This is a genomic window from Sulfuricaulis sp., from assembly GCF_041499725.1.
In the GTDB taxonomy this organism is placed as follows: domain Bacteria; phylum Pseudomonadota; class Gammaproteobacteria; order Acidiferrobacterales; family Sulfurifustaceae; genus Sulfuricaulis.
Genome location: NZ_JBGQKW010000056.1, coordinates 1 through 17,557, shown reverse-complemented (window position 1 = coordinate 17,557; position 17,557 = coordinate 1). Strand labels below are relative to the sequence as shown.

14 protein-coding genes are annotated in these 17,557 nt (G+C 57.3%); 6 read left to right on the top strand and 8 right to left on the bottom strand.

Going from position 1 to position 17,557, the window contains the following annotated elements; genetic code table 11:
* The 3 genes from ACC569_RS10040 to ACC569_RS10030 form a co-directional block, all read left to right on the top strand.
* A partial coding sequence (locus tag ACC569_RS10040; protein WP_372523384.1) for a sugar nucleotide-binding protein occupies positions 1–582 on the top strand: 582 nt, incomplete at its 5' end.
* Positions 583–644: 62 nt separating this feature from the next.
* Complete coding sequence (locus ACC569_RS10035; RefSeq protein WP_372523383.1) at positions 645–872, top strand: dTDP-4-dehydrorhamnose 3,5-epimerase family protein; 228 nt, start codon at positions 645–647, stop codon at positions 870–872.
* Positions 873–1,051: 179 nt separating this feature from the next.
* Positions 1,052–2,089: a glycosyltransferase family 2 protein gene (locus tag ACC569_RS10030; RefSeq protein ID WP_372523382.1), complete on the top strand. Its 1,038-nt coding sequence runs from the start codon at positions 1,052–1,054 to the stop codon at positions 2,087–2,089.
* A gap of 120 nt (positions 2,090–2,209) precedes the next feature.
* Here the strand turns inward: ACC569_RS10030 and ACC569_RS10025 are convergent, their stop codons facing one another.
* Positions 2,210–3,076, bottom strand: coding sequence for an EamA family transporter (locus ACC569_RS10025; RefSeq protein WP_372523381.1), 867 nt, complete (start codon positions 3,074–3,076; stop codon positions 2,210–2,212).
* Positions 3,077–3,318: 242 nt separating this feature from the next.
* Here ACC569_RS10025 and ACC569_RS10020 point away from each other — a divergent pair, with 242 nt between their 5' ends.
* From ACC569_RS10020 to ACC569_RS10010, 3 genes are all read left to right on the top strand, one after another.
* Entirely contained in the window at positions 3,319–4,437 is a 1,119-nt protein-coding gene (locus tag ACC569_RS10020) for a thiamine pyrophosphate-dependent dehydrogenase E1 component subunit alpha (protein WP_372523380.1), read from the top strand.
* A 69-nt stretch (positions 4,438–4,506) separates the two neighbouring features.
* Positions 4,507–5,481 (top strand): alpha-ketoacid dehydrogenase subunit beta, encoded by a 975-nt coding sequence (locus tag ACC569_RS10015; protein WP_372523385.1) that lies wholly within the window; start codon positions 4,507–4,509, stop codon positions 5,479–5,481.
* 152 nt (positions 5,482–5,633) lie between these two features.
* Positions 5,634–6,869 (top strand): hypothetical protein, encoded by a 1,236-nt coding sequence (locus tag ACC569_RS10010; RefSeq protein WP_372523379.1) that lies wholly within the window; start codon positions 5,634–5,636, stop codon positions 6,867–6,869.
* Positions 6,870–6,919: 50 nt separating this feature from the next.
* On the opposite strand, the gene ACC569_RS10005 is transcribed toward ACC569_RS10010, so the two are convergent.
* The 7 genes from ACC569_RS10005 to ACC569_RS09975 form a co-directional block, all read right to left on the bottom strand.
* Positions 6,920–8,293: a sulfatase-like hydrolase/transferase gene (locus ACC569_RS10005; protein WP_372523378.1), complete on the bottom strand. Its 1,374-nt coding sequence runs from the start codon at positions 8,291–8,293 to the stop codon at positions 6,920–6,922.
* 313 nt (positions 8,294–8,606) lie between these two features.
* The gene (locus ACC569_RS10000) at positions 8,607–8,888 is read right to left on the bottom strand and encodes a SemiSWEET family sugar transporter (protein WP_372523377.1); all 282 of its coding nucleotides are present in this window, start codon (positions 8,886–8,888) and stop codon (positions 8,607–8,609) included.
* A 425-nt stretch (positions 8,889–9,313) separates the two neighbouring features.
* Positions 9,314–11,044: an ATP-binding cassette domain-containing protein gene (locus tag ACC569_RS09995; protein WP_372523376.1), complete on the bottom strand. Its 1,731-nt coding sequence runs from the start codon at positions 11,042–11,044 to the stop codon at positions 9,314–9,316.
* A gap of 22 nt (positions 11,045–11,066) precedes the next feature.
* Positions 11,067–11,888 carry an ABC transporter permease gene (locus tag ACC569_RS09990; RefSeq protein ID WP_372523375.1) on the bottom strand — a complete coding sequence of 274 codons (822 nt, stop codon included), beginning with the start codon at positions 11,886–11,888 and terminating at the stop codon, positions 11,067–11,069.
* 8 nt (positions 11,889–11,896) lie between these two features.
* Positions 11,897–13,954 (bottom strand): glycosyltransferase, encoded by a 2,058-nt coding sequence (locus tag ACC569_RS09985; protein WP_372523374.1) that lies wholly within the window; start codon positions 13,952–13,954, stop codon positions 11,897–11,899.
* Positions 13,955–13,958: 4 nt separating this feature from the next.
* Positions 13,959–16,496 carry a TIGR00180 family glycosyltransferase gene (locus tag ACC569_RS09980; RefSeq protein ID WP_372523373.1) on the bottom strand — a complete coding sequence of 846 codons (2,538 nt, stop codon included), beginning with the start codon at positions 16,494–16,496 and terminating at the stop codon, positions 13,959–13,961.
* A 10-nt stretch (positions 16,497–16,506) separates the two neighbouring features.
* Positions 16,507–17,535, bottom strand: coding sequence for a hypothetical protein (locus ACC569_RS09975; protein WP_372523372.1), 1,029 nt, complete (start codon positions 17,533–17,535; stop codon positions 16,507–16,509).
* Between the last annotated feature and the right edge of the window lie 22 nt (positions 17,536–17,557).

The window sequence follows — 17,557 nt, the reverse complement described above, 5'->3', positions numbered from 1 at the left end:
TTCGCCTCCAGCGATGCGGTGTTCGACGGCTCGCGCGGTATGTGGACGGAGGAAGACCCGGTAAATCCGATTCTGACCTATGGCCGACACAAAGCGCTGGTTGAGCGCCACATGCAGGAGAAGTCCTGTCCATGGCTGGTGGTGCGGCTCGCTAAGATGTTGGGTGCCGAGATTGGGCATGTTGATGTGCTTGGCGACTGGATGGACAAACTGGAATCGGGCGCAGTGATCCATTGTGCCCGCGACCAGGTTTTTTCGCCGGTGGACGTGGACGATGCGGCGCGCGCCCTGGTACGGCTGGCGGATGGCGGCTTTACCGGCGTATTCCATGTCTGCGGGCCACGCCCGGTGACACGGCTGGAGCTGCTGGAGATGCTTGTCGGCGAGGTACGCCGCTACCGCAATGCGACAGCGCAGATCGTTCCCTGCAACCTGCGCGACTTCGAGTTTGCAGAACCGCGGCCACTCGATACGTCGATGTCCCCGCGCAAACTCTACGATGCTTTGGGGGCAGGCTGCGAGGACATGAATGCGGTGTGCCGCAAGGCAGCACACCGGCGTTACGGCGGCTCGGCGCTGTGAGTGCCACGGGTGCCCACTAACGTGGCGCAATCGCGATCAGGCTGGTCCTATAAGCCGCGGATATGATCGGAGCGGAGCTTACGGCTGACAATCACCGGATGCTCTATATGCCGGAAGGGTTCGCGCGCGGCTTCCAAACTCTCGCAGACAGCAGTGAAGTGTTTTACCAGACGTCGGAAATGTATCGACCGGAAATCGGCGCTAGGTATCCGCTGAAACGATTCCGCGTTCGCTATTCGCTGGCTACTTCTGGACCTGATCATTTCGGCCCGCGACGCCGGGTATCGTGATCTCATCTCCTGATTCGGCATACCCCGCGGGCGCCGTGGATGACGCAATGTCTCTAGGCAGGCGTAAACCCTTCAACCGGCAGACAGACGGCAGGTAGAACCTTCGGCATATGGCTGCACCCAAGAACTGGACACGATCGCCTCCAGTGGTTTCGATGACGCCGCCGCAAACATCACACATGAGAGAGCCCAGCATCGCCGTGGTCGTTCCGAATCGTAATGACGCACGTTACCTGCCTCGCTGTCTCAGCTCGATTCTCGACCAGGAAGTAAAACCGGAGGAATTGATTGTCGTGGACGACCAGTCTACAGACGACAGTGTGGCGATCATCCGATCGCTGATCGTCGATAATCCACGTGCACAGCTCGTGGTAAATCCCTTAAACCTCGGTACTAACGGTGCGCTTAACGAGGGGTTGCGGCGCGTGCAGAGCGAGTACGTCTTGTTTCTGGCCGCCAACGATTTCGTGCTGCCCGGCATCTTCGCGCGCGCAAAGGCCTGTCTCGCGCGATCGCCCGGCGTTGGCCTGTGGTCCGCGCTGGCATGGCTAGTCGATGAAGAGGACCGGCCGATTCGTCTGCATCTATCCCCAGTCGTTGCGCTGAAAGACGCTTTGTTCACGCCGGAGCATTGCGTGAAGCTCGCGCACCGCTTCGGTAGCTGGTTGACCGGTGGCACGATTATCTATCACCGTGATGCGTTGCGGACGGCGGGTGGCTTTGACCCCGCGTACGGGGGCTTGTCGGATCTCATCACCGCCTTGGTGGTGGCGAGCCAGCATGGTGCCGCCTATTCCCCCGAGCCATTCGCCGCGATCCGCGTACATTCTAACAGCTTTCTCTCCAGCACTCTCACGGACGTCGCGCGGCTAGAAACGATGCTGAAGCGGCTTGGAGAGCGCGGGCCGCAGATGTCGCCGCAGCTCTTCGGCGCATCGTTTCTCGATCGCACCGCGTTGCGTTTTCGCTTCGCGGCGGTGCGCGCGTCCGGTGGTGCAGCAATCTCCGAGATCTCAGCGAGGACCGCGGGATGGAGGCGCCTTGCCTTGCTTATCGCAGATCGGCTCGTGCCGGCGGTGTTACGGACGACCCGCGTTGCCCTTGCATTTCTGATCCTGCGGCCATTCGACGTCCTGCCGACGTTGTGGAACCGGCTGCTCGGTTGTACCGCCGTTTGGCTGCGTCTTCGATTGCGTGGACGTGCGCCACCTTCTTAGTGAAACGAAAAGATAACGCAAGCCCGCTACTGCAGAACTCTGTCGGCACGCTGGCTCGACGCATTGTAAATGTTAAACCGACGTCTCAGCGGTTTTTTGGCTCCTTGTGACCGCGCCGCTTTAGTGGTCGAGGTGCATAATTACGATGCCAGCAACCGCGGCGAACGACGCCATTAAGCGTTGTTTGCCAAAGGGTTCCCCAAGAATACAAGTGCCGATCAGCGCTGCGAACACAATGCTCGTCTCACGTAACGCCGCTATCTCGGCGACTGGTCCCAAAGCGAGCGCGAACAGCGCCAGACCATAAGTGAGCGTCCCAAGGATTCCTGCTATAAGAGTGGATCGCCAGTGATTGGTGATGAATGGCAGCACCGCGCGGCGTCTGGTTAGGACAACCAGCAACGCGACGAAAGCCCCGTCAAGGACGAACAGCCATATAACGTAAACAAATGGTGTCGGAGCAAGCCGCAGGCCGGCGGCATCGATCACCGTATAGACAGCGATGATCAGGCCGGTTGCAAAGGCGTAGGCCACACTGCGCATGTGCGCCTGACTTGGGGTGCGGTCGGGTGAAAAAGCAAAACTGGCGATTGACATCGACACTATTGCAATTCCCGTAAGGCCGGCTGGTCCAGGGCGTTGTTCGAGTGCGAAAGTAGCGAACAGGGTTACCAGTAGTGGCACGCTGCCACGTGCAATGGGAAAGACGGTGCTTAAATCGCCTGTTCTATAAGTCTCGACTAGAAAGAAGGGATAAAGAGCATGAGTCAATATAGATAAAACGAGCAACAGCCACAAATCTGGACCGGGCAGAGGCACGGTGAGGAGAAAAGGGGTGGCAATGATGCATGCCACCGCGTTCATGCAGCCACGGGTAATCAATCCATCGTCGCTTACCTTGATCAGGGAGTTGACCACCGCATGCAGCAACGCGGAAAACAAAATCAGTACCGTTGCCAATAGCTGCGTAGAAGTTACGTCCGTCATGAAATGCTGTATATTGATATTTGGCGCGACGCACCGGCCGCATAGCCGGTGGGCGAGCATTTTATTTTATGCTCTGATAGAATTTATATTTGAGACTTCCGCCGTCCGCGCATATGCGGACAATCCTGTACCCCGTCCATTTTGATGGTGTGTTGATGGAGCGAGAGAATACGCAAATGATACCCGACTTTATTTTCTGTGCCTTAGGCTATTTTTGGCGGGTGCGGTGGCCGTAGGCGATCATGACCATAATCAATCATCAAACCATACTTGAGGCGGGGCGCTACCGCGAATTGTCCCTGAACGGCGCGGACCCGGTTGTCGTCGCCAGACTCCACCGTTTCATGCTGCGTTTGCGCCGCTGCGAGGAAGCCCTGGCAAGGGAATATCATCCTGCTGACGAAATGCGCTGTCCGGTACATTTCTGTATCGGACAGGAGGCCGTGCCTGCGGCACTCAGCGAGTCGTTGACACAGGACGATTACCTGTTTAGCCATCACCGCTCACACGGCTATTTTCTGGCTAAAGGTGCGCCGATGCGCGCGATGTTCGCCGAAATCTACGGCAAGGAAACCGGTGCCAACGGCGGCAAGGCGGGCTCGCAGGACATCTCTTATGCCGCGCTCAACTTTTTCAGTGGAGCTATCTTGGCGGGGGCGACCGCCATCGCGGCGGGCGCGGCGCTTGGGTTCCAGTTGCGCAATGAGCGGCGCGCGGTGGTAGCCGGATTCGGCGAGTCGGCAACCGACGAAGGCATTTTCTGGGAAACCGTGAATTATGCCGCTTTGCGTCGCTTGCCTCTGGTACTTGTGTGTGAGAATAATAATTACTCGGTCTTTTCTCCAATGAGCAAACGTCAGGCCGTTGAAACGGTCAGCGACAAGGTGGCCGCCTTCGGGATGAAGAGCGTGACACTTTTTGGAAACGACGTAATCAAGGTTCACGCGGCAATTGCTGATGCCGTTGAAGCGGCACGCTCCGGCAAGGGCCCGACGTTTATCGAGGCTTACACCTACCGCTGGAGCGGGCATTATGGTCCGGAGAGCGACGATTTGGTGGGCTACCGGTCGCAGGCCGAGCTCGATGCGTGGAAAGCTAATTGCCCAATCGCGCTGCTCGAAGAGGCGTTGACTGCGCAGGATTGGCTGAGCACCGCGCAGAAGACGGAGATGCTGCACGCAATAGACAGTGAAATCGAAGAATCGTTCAGTTTCGCGAAGACCAGTCCGTTCCCACGCGATGTCGATTGGGCTCAGATGAACCTGAGCAACCGCAGTCCGCTCGCGGACAAGCTGCTAATGGACATTGACCTGGACGTCTTCGACGAGAACCAAACCTTTGTGCAAGCTAAAGGCTATTGAACCGGGGGAATTGCTTTGAATAGCACGCCGACCGCGGACCAGACTTGTGAAGCCGCAGTACCGCCTGCAGTGAGGAAGTGTTCCTATGCTGAGGCGATCGGCCAAGGGCTGGCGCAGGCCATGGAGCTGAGCGACCGGGTGTGCGTCCTCGGGCAGCTCGTCGATTACAAGCCCGGCGTTTTCGGAACGACCACCGGTCTGGTCGAGAAGTTCGGTCCTGATCGCGTACAGGACTTCGCGGTAGCCGAAAGCGCGATGACCGCCGCGGCGATTGGTGCCGCAATTGCCGGGATGCGACCTGTATTGATCCATCATCGGCTCGACTTCATGCTCTATTCGATGGACGCCATCGTCAACTGGCTGTCGCTGTGGCGCTTCAAGTCGAATAACGCATCGGCGCTTCCGGTGGTGATTCGCGCCATCGTCGGCAAAGGCTGGGGCCAGGGCCCGCAACATTCCAAGAGTCTGCATGCGTGGTTTGCCCATCTGCCTGGCCTGCGGGTAGCGGTACCCGCAACGGCCTTCGATGCCAAAGGCCTGCTGCTGGAAAGCATTTTCGGAGAAGATCCCGCGATCATTATCGAACACCGTTCCTTGTTTGGCTTGAGCGACAATGTTCCGTCCCGCCCGTATCGCGTGCGCTACGGCAAGGCCGTCGTGCGCCGCAAGGGCAAGCACGTGACACTGGTTGCAATCGGCATAATGGTGCCGCTGGCGCTGCGCGCTGCGGTCCAGCTTGCCGCCCAATCCATAGACGTCGAGGTGATCGATCTGCGGACCGTCTCGCCGCTGGATATCGACAGCGTTTGCGAGTCGGTGGCCAAGACCGGCAGATTGGTTGTTGCCGACCCGGCATGGTGCACTGGCAGCGTGGCGGCGGAAGTTATCGCTGCAGTTTGCGAGCGAGAGGGGCGGAACCTGAAAGCAAATCCGGGGCGAGTATGTTTGCCGGATAGCCACACGCCGATGAGTTCGGCGCTGGAGGAAGCCTACTATCCCAACGAGGATTCGATAGTAAACCGGATCGTGACGCAGTTTCAGTAGAGTTGCAGCACGCATCGCTGCAGTTGGCGCTTGCGAACTTCTTTGTGTATGCGCGATCCGTGCGCGCTAAACATAAGCGATTGAAGCGACGCTGACGCGGTCCGCAAAGAAAGTGATGGTCACTGGATCGGGCGCCAATGGGGGAGGACGAGATGACGCAGCGCCGGAGGTATCGAATCAGCATAGTTGATCTGGGTTTGGTTATCGCAGGATTGGTAATCGGCGTGTTCGTAGCGGAAATAGGCCTGCGTTTGGTAGACCAGAGATACGGTTATTACCACACGGAACCGCTTAATACCGCCACCCAAATTCAGGAAGACATCTTCATTCAGTTAAGACTTCACCGTCCGAATACGCATTACCAATTCAGCCCGTCACCCGATTACATTGAGAAGATGACCGACTCGCTCCAGCCCGGTGTATATGTTTCAGATACCGACCCGGATGGATTATATAAGCCAGGGACGGAACACAAGAATCCAGATCTCACAATCTTGTTTCTCGGTGGATCGACAACCGAGAATTTTTTCATGAAGCCGGAGGAACGTTTCCCATACGCTGTCGCGCACCTAATCGAGGAGCATCGCAAACTGAAGGTAAATGGCCTGAATATGGCAATGAGCGGCAACGTGTCAATGCACTCAATCAATAATTTCCTCAATCTCGGCCTCAAATTCAAACCCAACATTGCCATCCTTATGGAGAACATTAATGACTACGCAATGTTGTATCACGAGCGCAGTTATTGGAATGATCATCCCAATCGGTCCTTACTTTCGAAAGGCGTTTTGCTGAATAACACCTCGACAGGCAACCCTTGGGACGGGGTTCGTATACCGACCTCTACCGCAGCGCGGTCGCTGGTTAGGAACTTGTGGTTCCGTTTGACTCCACATTTGGCCCAACGCCTTTCAACGCAATTTGGTTGGAAGGAGAGCACTCCGTATTCCGGGGATCCGCAGGATCTAAGGTGGAAAGAGCCCCAACCTTTTGATTTGGACAGGATCGAATTCGACTTCAGACGCAGTTTGCGTACGTTTGTCGCCGTAGCGCGTGCCTGGGGAGTTCAACCTGTTTTAATGACGCAACCGAATCGATGGCCAGACTCGGTTGACGTTGATGCGCCAAGATCTGTAAAGTACTTTATGCAACATAAGGCAATTACGACGGTAGATTACAAGAAATTTCTATCCGGTTACAAGCGACTTCAGAGAGCAATCATGGATGTTGCTGCCGAGGAACGAATCCCAGTAATCAATTTAGAAGTCGCGGTCCCTCGTGATACCGATCACTTATTCGATCCAGTCCATCTTACCGGAAAGGGGTCTCTTCTGGCGGCGGAATACATCTCTCGCCAATTAGAGAATCTCGGTCTTATACCGCGATAAATGGAAAGCGGCATAGATAAACTTAGAATTGTCTTATCTACGCACGTATGTTAGCTGAAGCGGTAACGGGCAAGAATTGTTTTCTTGAACCCTGCAACCAGCGCTGAGTGTGCCGGTCGACCAGCACGGTTCACCTGCTCGTACGGGTCCTCTAGCAGATCGAACAGCAACTCAAAGCCGGTTTCTGGGAAAAACCCGTACTTCCAGCGCTCGGTGCGAATGCCGAGACACTGGAAAGGGCCTGCCTTGTATTCATAGAAGAAGTGGTCGCGCGCGGCATGTGGAGCACTGGCTTCTATGTCTTGTAAGGCGATACCTTGCATGGACTCGGGAATGGCAACCCCCGCGGCGTGCAGTAGCGTTGGTGCGACATCAAGGTTCAGCGCAAACGCCTGTCGCAAGCCACGAGGTGCCGGTCCGGCCGTGGCAGGAAGGCGCAGGACCAGCGGTACACGGATCGATTCTTCGTAGATCAGCCACTTGCCGATCATGCCGTGGTCCCCAAGGAAGAAGCCATTGTCGGAGAGAAACAGTACCAACGTGTTGTCCAGCCGGCCATCGCCCGCCAGTGCGCTCAAGATGCGCCCGATGGCCGCATCCATGCCGGTGATGAGACGAAAGTAGCCACGGAGAAAATTTTGAAATTTCTTCGACGTCGGGATCCTGTTATCAAATAGACTGCGCCCGTTCGGCTCGATCCAGGATTTGGGCAGGCCATCGAGATAGCTGGTCGAAAAAGTCGGTGGCGGCGGAATCGGTGGACCATCGTAAAGATGTTCCTGCCCCGGTTCGGGAGGGAACTCATCGTTGAGCTCGTTTTGCGCATGTGGGGCGAAGAAACAGACCGTCAAGCAAAACGGCCGGTCGCGCGGTGTGCTGGATAGAAAGCCGAGAGCGGCCTCCCCCTGATACGTGGTGAGATGCGGCGGCGTGCGTTTGGTATCGATATACGGCGTATAGTTAGAAAAGCCATCAAAACGGTCAAACAATCGCACCGGCAACGGTCCGCCGAGCCCCCATTTCCCGATGAACCCCGTATGGTAACCCGCACCGCGCAGCTTTGCGTGATAAGTGCCATCAAGTTGTGCGGCCTTGAACGGCGTCTCGAAATCCCAGATGCCGTGCCGGCTGGCATACTGGCCAGACATGATGCTGGCGCGGCTGACCGGACAGACGGAGGTAGTCACGAAAGCATTGCGATAGACCAAGCTCGTTTCAGCCAGCCGGTCGAGATATGGCGTCCGCACTACGCGGCTGCCCGCGAACCCGAGTGCATCCCAGCGGAGATCGTCGGCAACAATGACGAGGAGGTTCGGGGGCCGCCCGTCCCGAGTGGCCGCTAAGCCGGGGAGGGCAAGGGCACCCACCGCGCCTGCAGAAAATCGGAAAAAATCACGGCGTGTTAACATTTCTCGATAATTCACTATGTGTTCATGCTAGTCAAGTCTCTCGAATGTGAAACCGCTTGCGGTTTTGTCGCGGACTTGGCAGCTTGCTGGCGATAGCAATGGGAGATGAAATGGGTCTATGAGGCAGCAGGATTGCTTAGCACGTGGAGGGTGTCAAATCCGGATCGTAGCGAAGACTTGGGAAACAAACGCACCGGGTTGCTGACAGGTTGCGTGTATTGCCTTGGCCGTCCGACACAGTGGCGGTAGATTTACCATCCTCGGTCCCGCAGATACGAGTGAGCCTGGGCGCGCAGGTTCTTCCAGTCGATGGTAGAGCTAAAGCACGTCATCGTCCGCCGTAGCGGATTCGGAGCATCGCAATAACGATTGCGATCACACCGATAACGAGATTGGTGAGAAACAACTCAACCGCGCCGTGAACGTAGGCATAATACATCCACAGTACTGATGCAGCGATGATAACCAGGTACATGGTCAATGACACATCGACCGCCGAGCGCCGGCGAAAGATTCGCCAAGCTTGGGGCAGGAATGCCCCAACGCTAAGTATGCCGCCGACGCTGCCGGCAAGCACGGCGAGGTATTCGAGGTCCGGATATTCGGCCATTGGTGCGACATTTTCCGGTTGAACTGCTCAGATTGGCTCGAAGCATAGCAGCAACGTGGTATTGACTACAGTCCAAGGCGGATCTTGCGGTAATGTGACCTATTTAACGGGACCGACTTTTTCAAGGAACCGACTTCGACAAGAAGACTTAGGTTAAGGCTGGTGCGGCGCGGTTGTTGTAAATCTCCCGTAGCAAGGTGCGGCGGTTACATCGAGCAGATCACAATCAGCCATCCTTCAGGGCAATCGGTCGAAACGCATCTTTGTTCGCATGGCTCGGTGCACGTCAGCAGCCGCGTTCCGCCCGTGACATCTTGCTCATTTCACCAGCGAACAAACATATCATATGCTCGTCTCGGGCGCTGTGATGCGCAGCAGATGCGTATCGCCAGCCTTGCAGCTGCTACCCCATTAGAGAAAACAGATCAGGAGACATCGGCGGCGACGCGACTCGGTTTCAATGATAGCGTGGCGTCTTGTACAGGGCGCTCGTAGAACCGCAGCTCAATTACGCCCCAGTGACCACCTTCGGTGGTCGAATCGGCGAGAATACGCCAGAAGCGGGCTTTGCGTGATGGTGCGACGCCATAGGTGTGCCGATCCGTGTCCTGATGAAGGGCAACGGTATCGGCAGTCAGGATGTCCTCCAAAAAGCCGTCGTTACTCGATTGCACTTTGATGACAGGAATAGTATTAGGGCGCGCGCCCCCGTCCCACTGCCGGAGTGCGAAGCTACGGACCTCGACTTCCCATCCGGGCCCGAAATCCCAGCCGACCCAGGACGTTCCCTTGACCTGTTCCTGGTCCTCGCGCGAGGTCCAGTGGGTGAAGGGGTTGTCCTCAAATGCGGCTTCCGGCGGGACGTTTAGTGCCGCCGGGACGCTGCCTATCGCCCGTCCGCCTTGCCGGTTCTCGGGTGGAACCGTGTCGAACTCGAACTCCATGATTCCCCACTCACGGCCGCCGACCGTGTCCGACTTCGCCAGCAGGCGCCAGTATCGCGCTGGCGCTGAAGGCGCAGTGGAAAAAGTCTGCTTGGCAATCGTCGGCTCAATTTTGAAAGTGTCGGCGGTTCGCACATCGTTTTTGAAGCCGTCGTCGCTGAACTGGAGCGCCACTTTGGTCACGCATGTGCTGCCGGCGAGATCGGGCGACCACTGACGTAGCGTCACGCGGAGGATTTCCCACTTGTGCTCTTTTCCGAAGTCGTAACCCAGGAAGGCGGTGCTCTCGACAGGTCGCGTGGGGTCGCTCAGCCAGTGGGTGCGGACGGTATCGTCCAGGGCGTGCTCGGCAGGATGCCCCCGGACATTACTGCTGGAAAACGGCTTGCCCGGTGAGCCCGCGTCGGTCTCGTTGTCATGCGTCACCCTCAGTCCCGCAGGTCCGGGCGCAGCCGTGCGAGGGGATTCTTCCAGCCGGTGGTAAAGTTGGAGCACGTCATCGACAGCCCCTGCTGCCACAATATCTCCACTGTCTAGCAGGATGGCCTTGTTGCAGGTGCTGCGCACCATGTCTTCCGAATGCGAGGCAAGGAATAAAAGCCTGGAGGTTGTAAGGAGACGATTGGCTCTTTCCCGGGCCTTTTCCATGAAAAAGATGTCTCCCGCCATAATGCCCTCGTCGATCAGTAGCACATCGGGCTCGTCGGCGGTTGCGACCGCGAACCCGAGACGCATCTTCATCCCCGCCGAGTAGGTGCGCACGGGAACGGACAGGTAGCTGCGCAGATCGGTGAAGTCGGCGATGTCCTCGCGCAGCAGGGCGATACGCTCCGGAGCTACGCCGCGCAACAAACATGCGTATTCAATCGCTTCGTATCCGCTCAGCTCTTCGTCGACGCCGAGGCCTGTCCCCAGGATCGGTGAGACTCTGCCTTCGACAAAGACCGAACCTTCGCTTGGTGGATATATGCCGGCGATAACTTTAAGCATGGTGGTCTTGCCGGAACCGTTGCGTCCAATGAGTGCGATGCGATCGCCAGTTTCGGCACGGAAGTTGATCTGTCGCAAGGCCGAGATGGTGACAACGCCGCGCGCATCCTTCTCGAGTGCCCCGGCGCTTCCGAAAAAGAGCAGGTTTGCTCGCAGGGACTTTGCCTTGAGGGTCGCAACCGGAAACGTTACACTTACATTTCGTAGAATCACTTGGGTCATTGCTCGATTCCTTATCCTGTCCCTATACCCAATATGCCAGCTTCGCCTGGAATCGTCGCGCGTAGAGAAACGTAACGATCCAGCCGGCTATCGTCATGACCAATGCCGTGACTATGGCCTTCGTCGAGGGTAGCGTTCCGAGCAGGGGTGAGCGCACCAGTTCCAGCAAGCTGTACAGCGGATTCAGCTCCGCGATATACCCGCGCGTACCCAGCATGTCCTTGTACCAGAACACCGGTGTCACGAAGAAGACGATGCTCACTAGCGTCGTGATAATCTGGGGCAGGTCCCGGAAGCGGGCACACAGCATCCCGAACAGCATCGCCATCCAAGCGCCATTCAAAAGAATAAGTGCAAGGCCAGGGATGACGGCGAGCGTGGCCCATCCGAACTCCGCGTGGAACAAAAGCAGCGCCACGACCACTACGGCCAGGTTGTGAAGGAAGACGAGAAACGTGACCACGATAGAGCGCAGAGCGTAACTAAGGATCGGTAGCGGATATTGCTGCATAAGCGATCCCTGGTTGATGAAGATCGTGCAGCCTTCGGTGATCATGCTGGAGATCAACGTCCATACGGCGAGGCCGCTGATCAGGTACGCGAAGTATGACTGCGTAGACATTTTGAACAGTGTCGAGAACACGATCGTCAGCGCGAACGAGGATACGCCGAAGCTCAGAGTAATCCAGAACGGACCGAGCACTGTCCGCCGGTACCGAAGCCGGATGTCCATTACGCCAAACCGCCACCAGAAATGATAGCTCGCTATAGCTGCTTTCCAGCTCGCCAGGATGCTGCCGGAACTGGACACGCCGTCTCTGATTTCGTCTTGCACTTTTCCCATTGAGGTAATCATTTCCTAAGAGCATCCGGCAGCGGCCAGCCGAAACGCGACGCGAGCGCAGCGGGAATAAGGGCGTTTGCCGCCGCTATTTGGGCAGCGCTGAACACTTGGGTCCATTCGTCGATTTCGCCCTTGCGAAAATGGATTTCCGGGTCGGGTGCGATATTCGGTGGAAAAAAGCGGTTATGGGGGATGCTAAAAAAATCGAGAACATCCGACACGAATTTGTCCCGATCTACGACCAGATCCTCGTAGTGGGTGAATTTGATCCGTGGCCGGCCGTTCTGGTTTGCCGCCTCGACCCAATCTTGCACCCATTGGACGAGGAGCGGCAGCCAGTTCTCGATCGCCCAATCGATATTGGAAGCGAGGTCGCTGCGATAGAAATCATCCGGCAGGGGCGGATAGATAAACAGCAGTGTTTCCTTCTCGTTCAGCTTGAAACGCTCAGTATCGAGATAGTGGACATACGACAGCAGTGCCTGGCGTGGGTCGCGCAGGTGAACGATCACACGATCCACATGACGGCGAATGTGGGTCAGGTTGATCTTGCTTGCTCCGAAGTGGTCCTGGCTGATGAAACTTCCTCGCGACAGAACGCGCAGTTCGGGCTGGCGGATCACATCGTCCGGGAAGTACTGCTGACTCACGATCCGCGTCCGTATGAACAGCCCTTGGCTGAAAAGCTTCGAGATATAGTACGTGCCCGACTTCGGCATCGTGGTGATCAACATGGGCGGAAGCAGCGATTTTTCCAGCGCCCGCCGGTACTCTTCCGCAATGTCCTTAATCGACAGGTAGTCCTTACGCACAAGCTCGAGTTCGCTGGCGAGTCTATTTCGCTCCGCTTCGAGGTCGCCCAGCCGTCGGGTTAAACCATCGCGCTCGACACCAACGGCGTGAAGTTCTTGCCGCGTCTCCCGTTCGAGGTCGCCCAGCCGTCTGGCTAAATCATTGCGCTCGATACCAATGGCGTGAAGTTCTTTCCGCGTCTCCAGGAGCGCATTAGCAGCACCATCCCGCTCTGCCGTGAGATCCCCCAAGCGCTGGGCGAGACGGTTCCTCTCCGCGACCAAATCCGGAAAAAGCCGTGGCGCAAGCCGCAACGGGATCGCGCGTCGTAAGAGATGAAAAAACGTGTCCGCCCAGCTCAATCGATGTCCGCGCTTGAATTCCCTGATCTTCCAGATCAGATAAGGAAAGAGAAGATCCCAGTCACGAATCTTGCTAAATTGTACCTTCAGCATCAGCGTGAGCCAAGGCGAGAAGTTGCTCGGGCATTGTCGCAAGATCCGACGCACGTCGCGGTAATTCTTACTGGCCAGCAGATCCAACATTGTGCGCAATACTATGGTTTGCCGTGCGGGATCATGCATCGCTTGAGAATAGGAACCAGGCGTTGCCCGGATAAGTGCAAGCGTCTCGGCGACTACACACGTCCCATACCGCAAAGCGACGACGGTGTAGGCAAAAGAATCGGCGTGCCACTCAAGCTGTCGCAAATAGCCTCCGACCGCCTGTAGGAGTTCGCGCCGCACGACCACTGTGTTGGCGGCAATTGGCAGATACTCGCGCTTCATCCGTTTCACAATGTCGGCAGGTGTCATGTACTCCGGCAGATCCCCAAGGTTGAAAATATGAGATACCGTCGGCTCGGTAGCGAATGGGACAATCTTGCCGCTATCGTCCCTCAGCTCGGTGGTCTCCGAAAAACAAAGGCCGGCCTGCGGATGCCGCTCGAGTACCGCCATTGATTTTTCAAGGAAATTCGGCAGCAGGCGATCATCCGCCGCCGTCCAAATAAAATAATCAGCGGTCACGAGGGACACAGCGCGCGCGATCGCGTCCTGAACACCGAGGCGATGGTCGTTCCGTAAGAAGCGGATTGTCGGGCACTTAGTGGCGAACTCGGCGATGATCTCCACACTGTTGTCCGTGGAGCAGTCGTCGATGACGATGATTTCGTCCGCCGGTCGGGTTTGCCCACAGATTCCACCGAGCGACTCGCGAAGATACCGGGCGTGGTTGTAGTTCGACATCACAATCGCCACGGAGGGTCGTATCATGCGATCAGTTACTCTTTTCTGTTCTGTACACAGGATCTGGTATAACGCTGTTAGGCGAATACGCGCGAATGCGTTTGTCTTTATAGTACGCATCGAGCGAGCCAAGTAGCAGTGTCATTTGCTCCCTGCTCACAGTCGCAGCTGATCGCATCTGAGGGTAGAAAAACTCGTAGAACACCCGGTATTGTCGCTTCTTTCCATCCATGGCAGTCGAGTCGAAATGGTAATCGCGAAGCTTGCCCGGACCGATGCGCTCCGGTGTGAACCGTCCGGCCGCATCGATCAGCGGCTCGGCTGGATTAGCTGACCGGGGCGGCCGGACGAAAACATCCCACAGGTGGTTAACTATTGCATCGGAGCCTTTGCCGCGGAGCCGGTCGTCGATGATCAGGTCTAGTACGTCGCTCCGCAGAAAAGGGTCCAGGTATCGCAACATGACGAGATCGATGACCATCCCGGCGGTCTGTGAATCGGGTGCTGAAGGTTGCTCGGTAAGCGCTTCCTGCAGCAACTCGCGAAACACCGGGTACTGCGTAAATAGGGTAGCGGGAGTCTGCGCAAGGATCTGGTGTGGATGCCACGCGGTGTAAGAAAAGGATTCACCCGTGTTCCGACCGTAGTAAAAGTCGGGAATGCGCAGAGTTTTTCCCGCGATGACGGTGAGCGCGGCGGTGAGCAGTTCCCGGCCCAGAACGGTGTTCATCCGGTCAACATCACGGAAGACGCGCTGAGCAATGGGTGTGCGATAAATGCCATACAATACGGCCTCGTAGCCTGCGAAGAGTGTTCTCACCCGGGCCATAGGTGTCTTGCCGTCGAGCGATTTGCCGCGATACACGATATAAGACAGATCGAATGTGGAGGTGTTGTCGAAGTTGAAATAGTAACCGTGCGCCACGGCCGCAGTTGGGTCGCGGTCGAGTTCCTCCACACAGCGTTGGACTACGGGTACGATGATCAGGTCGTCGTCGGCGCAAAGCGAACAGAATGGTGTTGTCACCATGCTAAGACCTTCCCGCATCTTGACGTAGGGATCGATGGTCGGTGGAAAGGCGATGTGCCGCACGTTTGCTGGGCCACCGGAAATGGCACGCACGTTTTCCTGTTGTATCTCGGCCTCGCTCGAATCGAGCACGAGGATGGAAAAGGACGTCCTCTGACGCCCAAGATAGGCGAGCAGCTGCGACAACATGTCATGCCGGTTGTAGGTCGGCACCACGAGCGTGTACAGAGCCGCGAGCGGGTCACTTGAACGAGGCGCATCCGCAGCGCGGAGCGAAGACAGTTTGTCAGTTACCGTATTTAAAAATGTTGAAGATGCGGCAATCAGCTCTTGGGTTGGGGTTTCTTCGGGCAAGCACAGTGTTGCGACCGTATCCGGTATGGGAGGAGCACCCAGATTGCGGCGCAACTGGCGCCTGTGGATCCCGGTGGATGAAGCGGACAAGGATGCAGCCGCTGGCCGCGCGTGCGTTGGGCGGTCTGCCAAGACAGTCCGGAGCCGCGCCAGCGCTTCATCGGGACGCAGCATTCCCGTATGAATGATGTTTGCCGCGAGGTCGGAAAAGTCTTCGTCCACAGGGCTCATGTACACACCCGGTCGGCGCGCGGCGCGCGCGGCGAGACCGAACATATCCATTTGCCCGACGAAAGCGTCGGCCTTCTGAGCGAGAATCGTGGTCTCCGCAAGGGTGAGCCCGGCCTTCCTAGCGTATGTGACCGCGGTTTGTGCTGGGACTGTGGCCGAGCTCAGCGCGGCGGGCCCCACCCGGTTGAGCACGACGAATGTGACATCCGGGAAATCGCACGCGATCGTGTACGCCGCTTCCACCCAAGGCCCGGCCGACGCGTCGCAGAAGCCGTCATCGTCCTCGGGAAGACTGAGCGCGATCACGAACGCGCCGGGATGCGCGGTCTTCACGTAGTTATTGATGTTGCGAGCGAAGCCGGTGCGCGTCGAGAAGATCTGCGCCCAACCTGCGCTGCCGAATATTTCCGCGCGCAGCGGTTGTGCGGCACTTAGATCGTATTCGCTACCCCGCCAACCCCGGCGTTCCTCCGCGATGGTTAATGAGGTGGTGCGAGCGTCAGTTACGGTCTCTTCATCAAAGAACAGGTTCACATTCGCAAAGATATCTGACATTAGCAGCAGGGACATCAGCCGGTCGAGCTGGATCTGCTGGACATCACCCACTATGCGCAAATTCGCGTGGACTTTGGGAACGAACGGCGGGGTGTTGAGTACGGCCTGCTGCCAAAGCACGACATTGCGCAGCGTATTAGCATCTACTGTGTCCTGCAGCCGCGCACCGAAGTTCATGCGGTCGGCGAAGATCCGTTCCCGATATTTGAGGATACCGGCGGCCGCGGCATACAGCGCGCGGTAGTGCGGAGCCGGCCAGCCGTACGCTCTGTGCGCGAGCAGGGCAAAGAGACGGTGAGGTGGACTCGATGTCCACGGGTAGAGGCGTCGTCCGGTAACCCATTCGTACAGTCTCAGGGCATACCGGGGCAATTTCGCCATGGAATTCAGTACAGACATGCGTTTTGCCTCACGATTCACCGTCGCCCAAGACGGCATGGTACACCGTCTCGAAGTAGCGCATCAGAAGGTCGGCGTTTTCCTGCTCCCATACAAGATACTGGTCCTTCGACCCGAATGGATAGTGGGTTGCGTTCACCTCCACTCCGGCAAACTGCGCGAAGTGATGTTCGATGTTGGTGATCACGTAGGGTACGTCGGTGAAGGTGGCCATCGTCGCGAACCCACTTGAAGTGCCCATGAACAGATCAGCCGAGTGCAGAAGAGCAAGTTCGTGCGCGAGCGTCAGCCCCATGGCGCGCGGGATGCTCACATTGCGCCGGCGCGTAAGCGCGCTGTCCCACTCGAGAAAACCTCCTAGCATGAAAAAGTGAACGTCCGAGTAGCTTTCGGCCACGGCATCCATGAAAATGTGCCATTGGTCGAGCGGGGAGTCCCGGTATGTCGTGACTGGGACCGAGCTTAGCCGGCTCTGGCGGGGGTTGATACAGACGATGAATTGGTCTGGCCAGTACTGCTGCAGGAACTCGCGGGCCCATCGCTCGTAACCCATGGGAGCGGTCAACTTGGGCACATAGCCTTCGCGCGCGTGGAACTGGTTGATGATCTCGTGGCCCATGGGGTAGGTCATGCGACGCCGTAAGTGATTCCGGAGCGAGGGCCACTTGGGGGTACGGCTTGCGACCAGGGAGGTCAGCATGAGGCCGGCAGCCATCGAATCCCGCACCAGTCGGATGGAACTCAATCCCGGAGCACAAAGAAACGCGGCAAACAGGTTGTCGAGATGCACCGGATAGTTGTCCTGGTTGATGAAACCCTGCAATGGTGCTGCGGGAAAGACTGGGTCCGCGATTAGGTAGAGATCAATGCCGGTGCAGCCAGCCTCGCGTGCGAGACAGGCGACATTCACCTGTGTCGTCAGCGCATCGCCAAGCGCGTAGTGCTGATAGGAGAAGTCGATGATGGCGGCGAAGCGGTCGCGCCTCGCGCTTCTGACCTCGCTAACAAATTGGCGGATCAGACCGATTCGTTCGCCCACTCAGCCCCCCACAAGCTCGGGC

What these genes read in the sequence shown, in the direction of transcription:
- ACC569_RS10035 (WP_372523383.1), top strand. Translation starts at nt 645, where the DNA reads ATGATCGGAGCGGAGCTTACGGCTGACAATCACCGGATGCTCTATATG.
- ACC569_RS10030 (WP_372523382.1), top strand. Translation starts at nt 1,052, where the DNA reads ATGAGAGAGCCCAGCATCGCCGTGGTCGTTCCGAATCGTAATGACGCA.
- ACC569_RS10025 (WP_372523381.1), bottom strand. Translation starts at nt 3,076, where the DNA reads ATGACGGACGTAACTTCTACGCAGCTATTGGCAACGGTACTGATTTTG.
- ACC569_RS10020 (WP_372523380.1), top strand. Translation starts at nt 3,319, where the DNA reads ATGACCATAATCAATCATCAAACCATACTTGAGGCGGGGCGCTACCGC.
- ACC569_RS10010 (WP_372523379.1), top strand. Translation starts at nt 5,634, where the DNA reads ATGACGCAGCGCCGGAGGTATCGAATCAGCATAGTTGATCTGGGTTTG.
- ACC569_RS10000 (WP_372523377.1), bottom strand. Translation starts at nt 8,888, where the DNA reads ATGGCCGAATATCCGGACCTCGAATACCTCGCCGTGCTTGCCGGCAGC.
- ACC569_RS09995 (WP_372523376.1), bottom strand. Translation starts at nt 11,044, where the DNA reads ATGACCCAAGTGATTCTACGAAATGTAAGTGTAACGTTTCCGGTTGCG.
- ACC569_RS09990 (WP_372523375.1), bottom strand. Translation starts at nt 11,888, where the DNA reads ATGGGAAAAGTGCAAGACGAAATCAGAGACGGCGTGTCCAGTTCCGGC.
- ACC569_RS09985 (WP_372523374.1), bottom strand. Translation starts at nt 13,954, where the DNA reads ATGATACGACCCTCCGTGGCGATTGTGATGTCGAACTACAACCACGCC.
- ACC569_RS09980 (WP_372523373.1), bottom strand. Translation starts at nt 16,496, where the DNA reads ATGTCTGTACTGAATTCCATGGCGAAATTGCCCCGGTATGCCCTGAGA.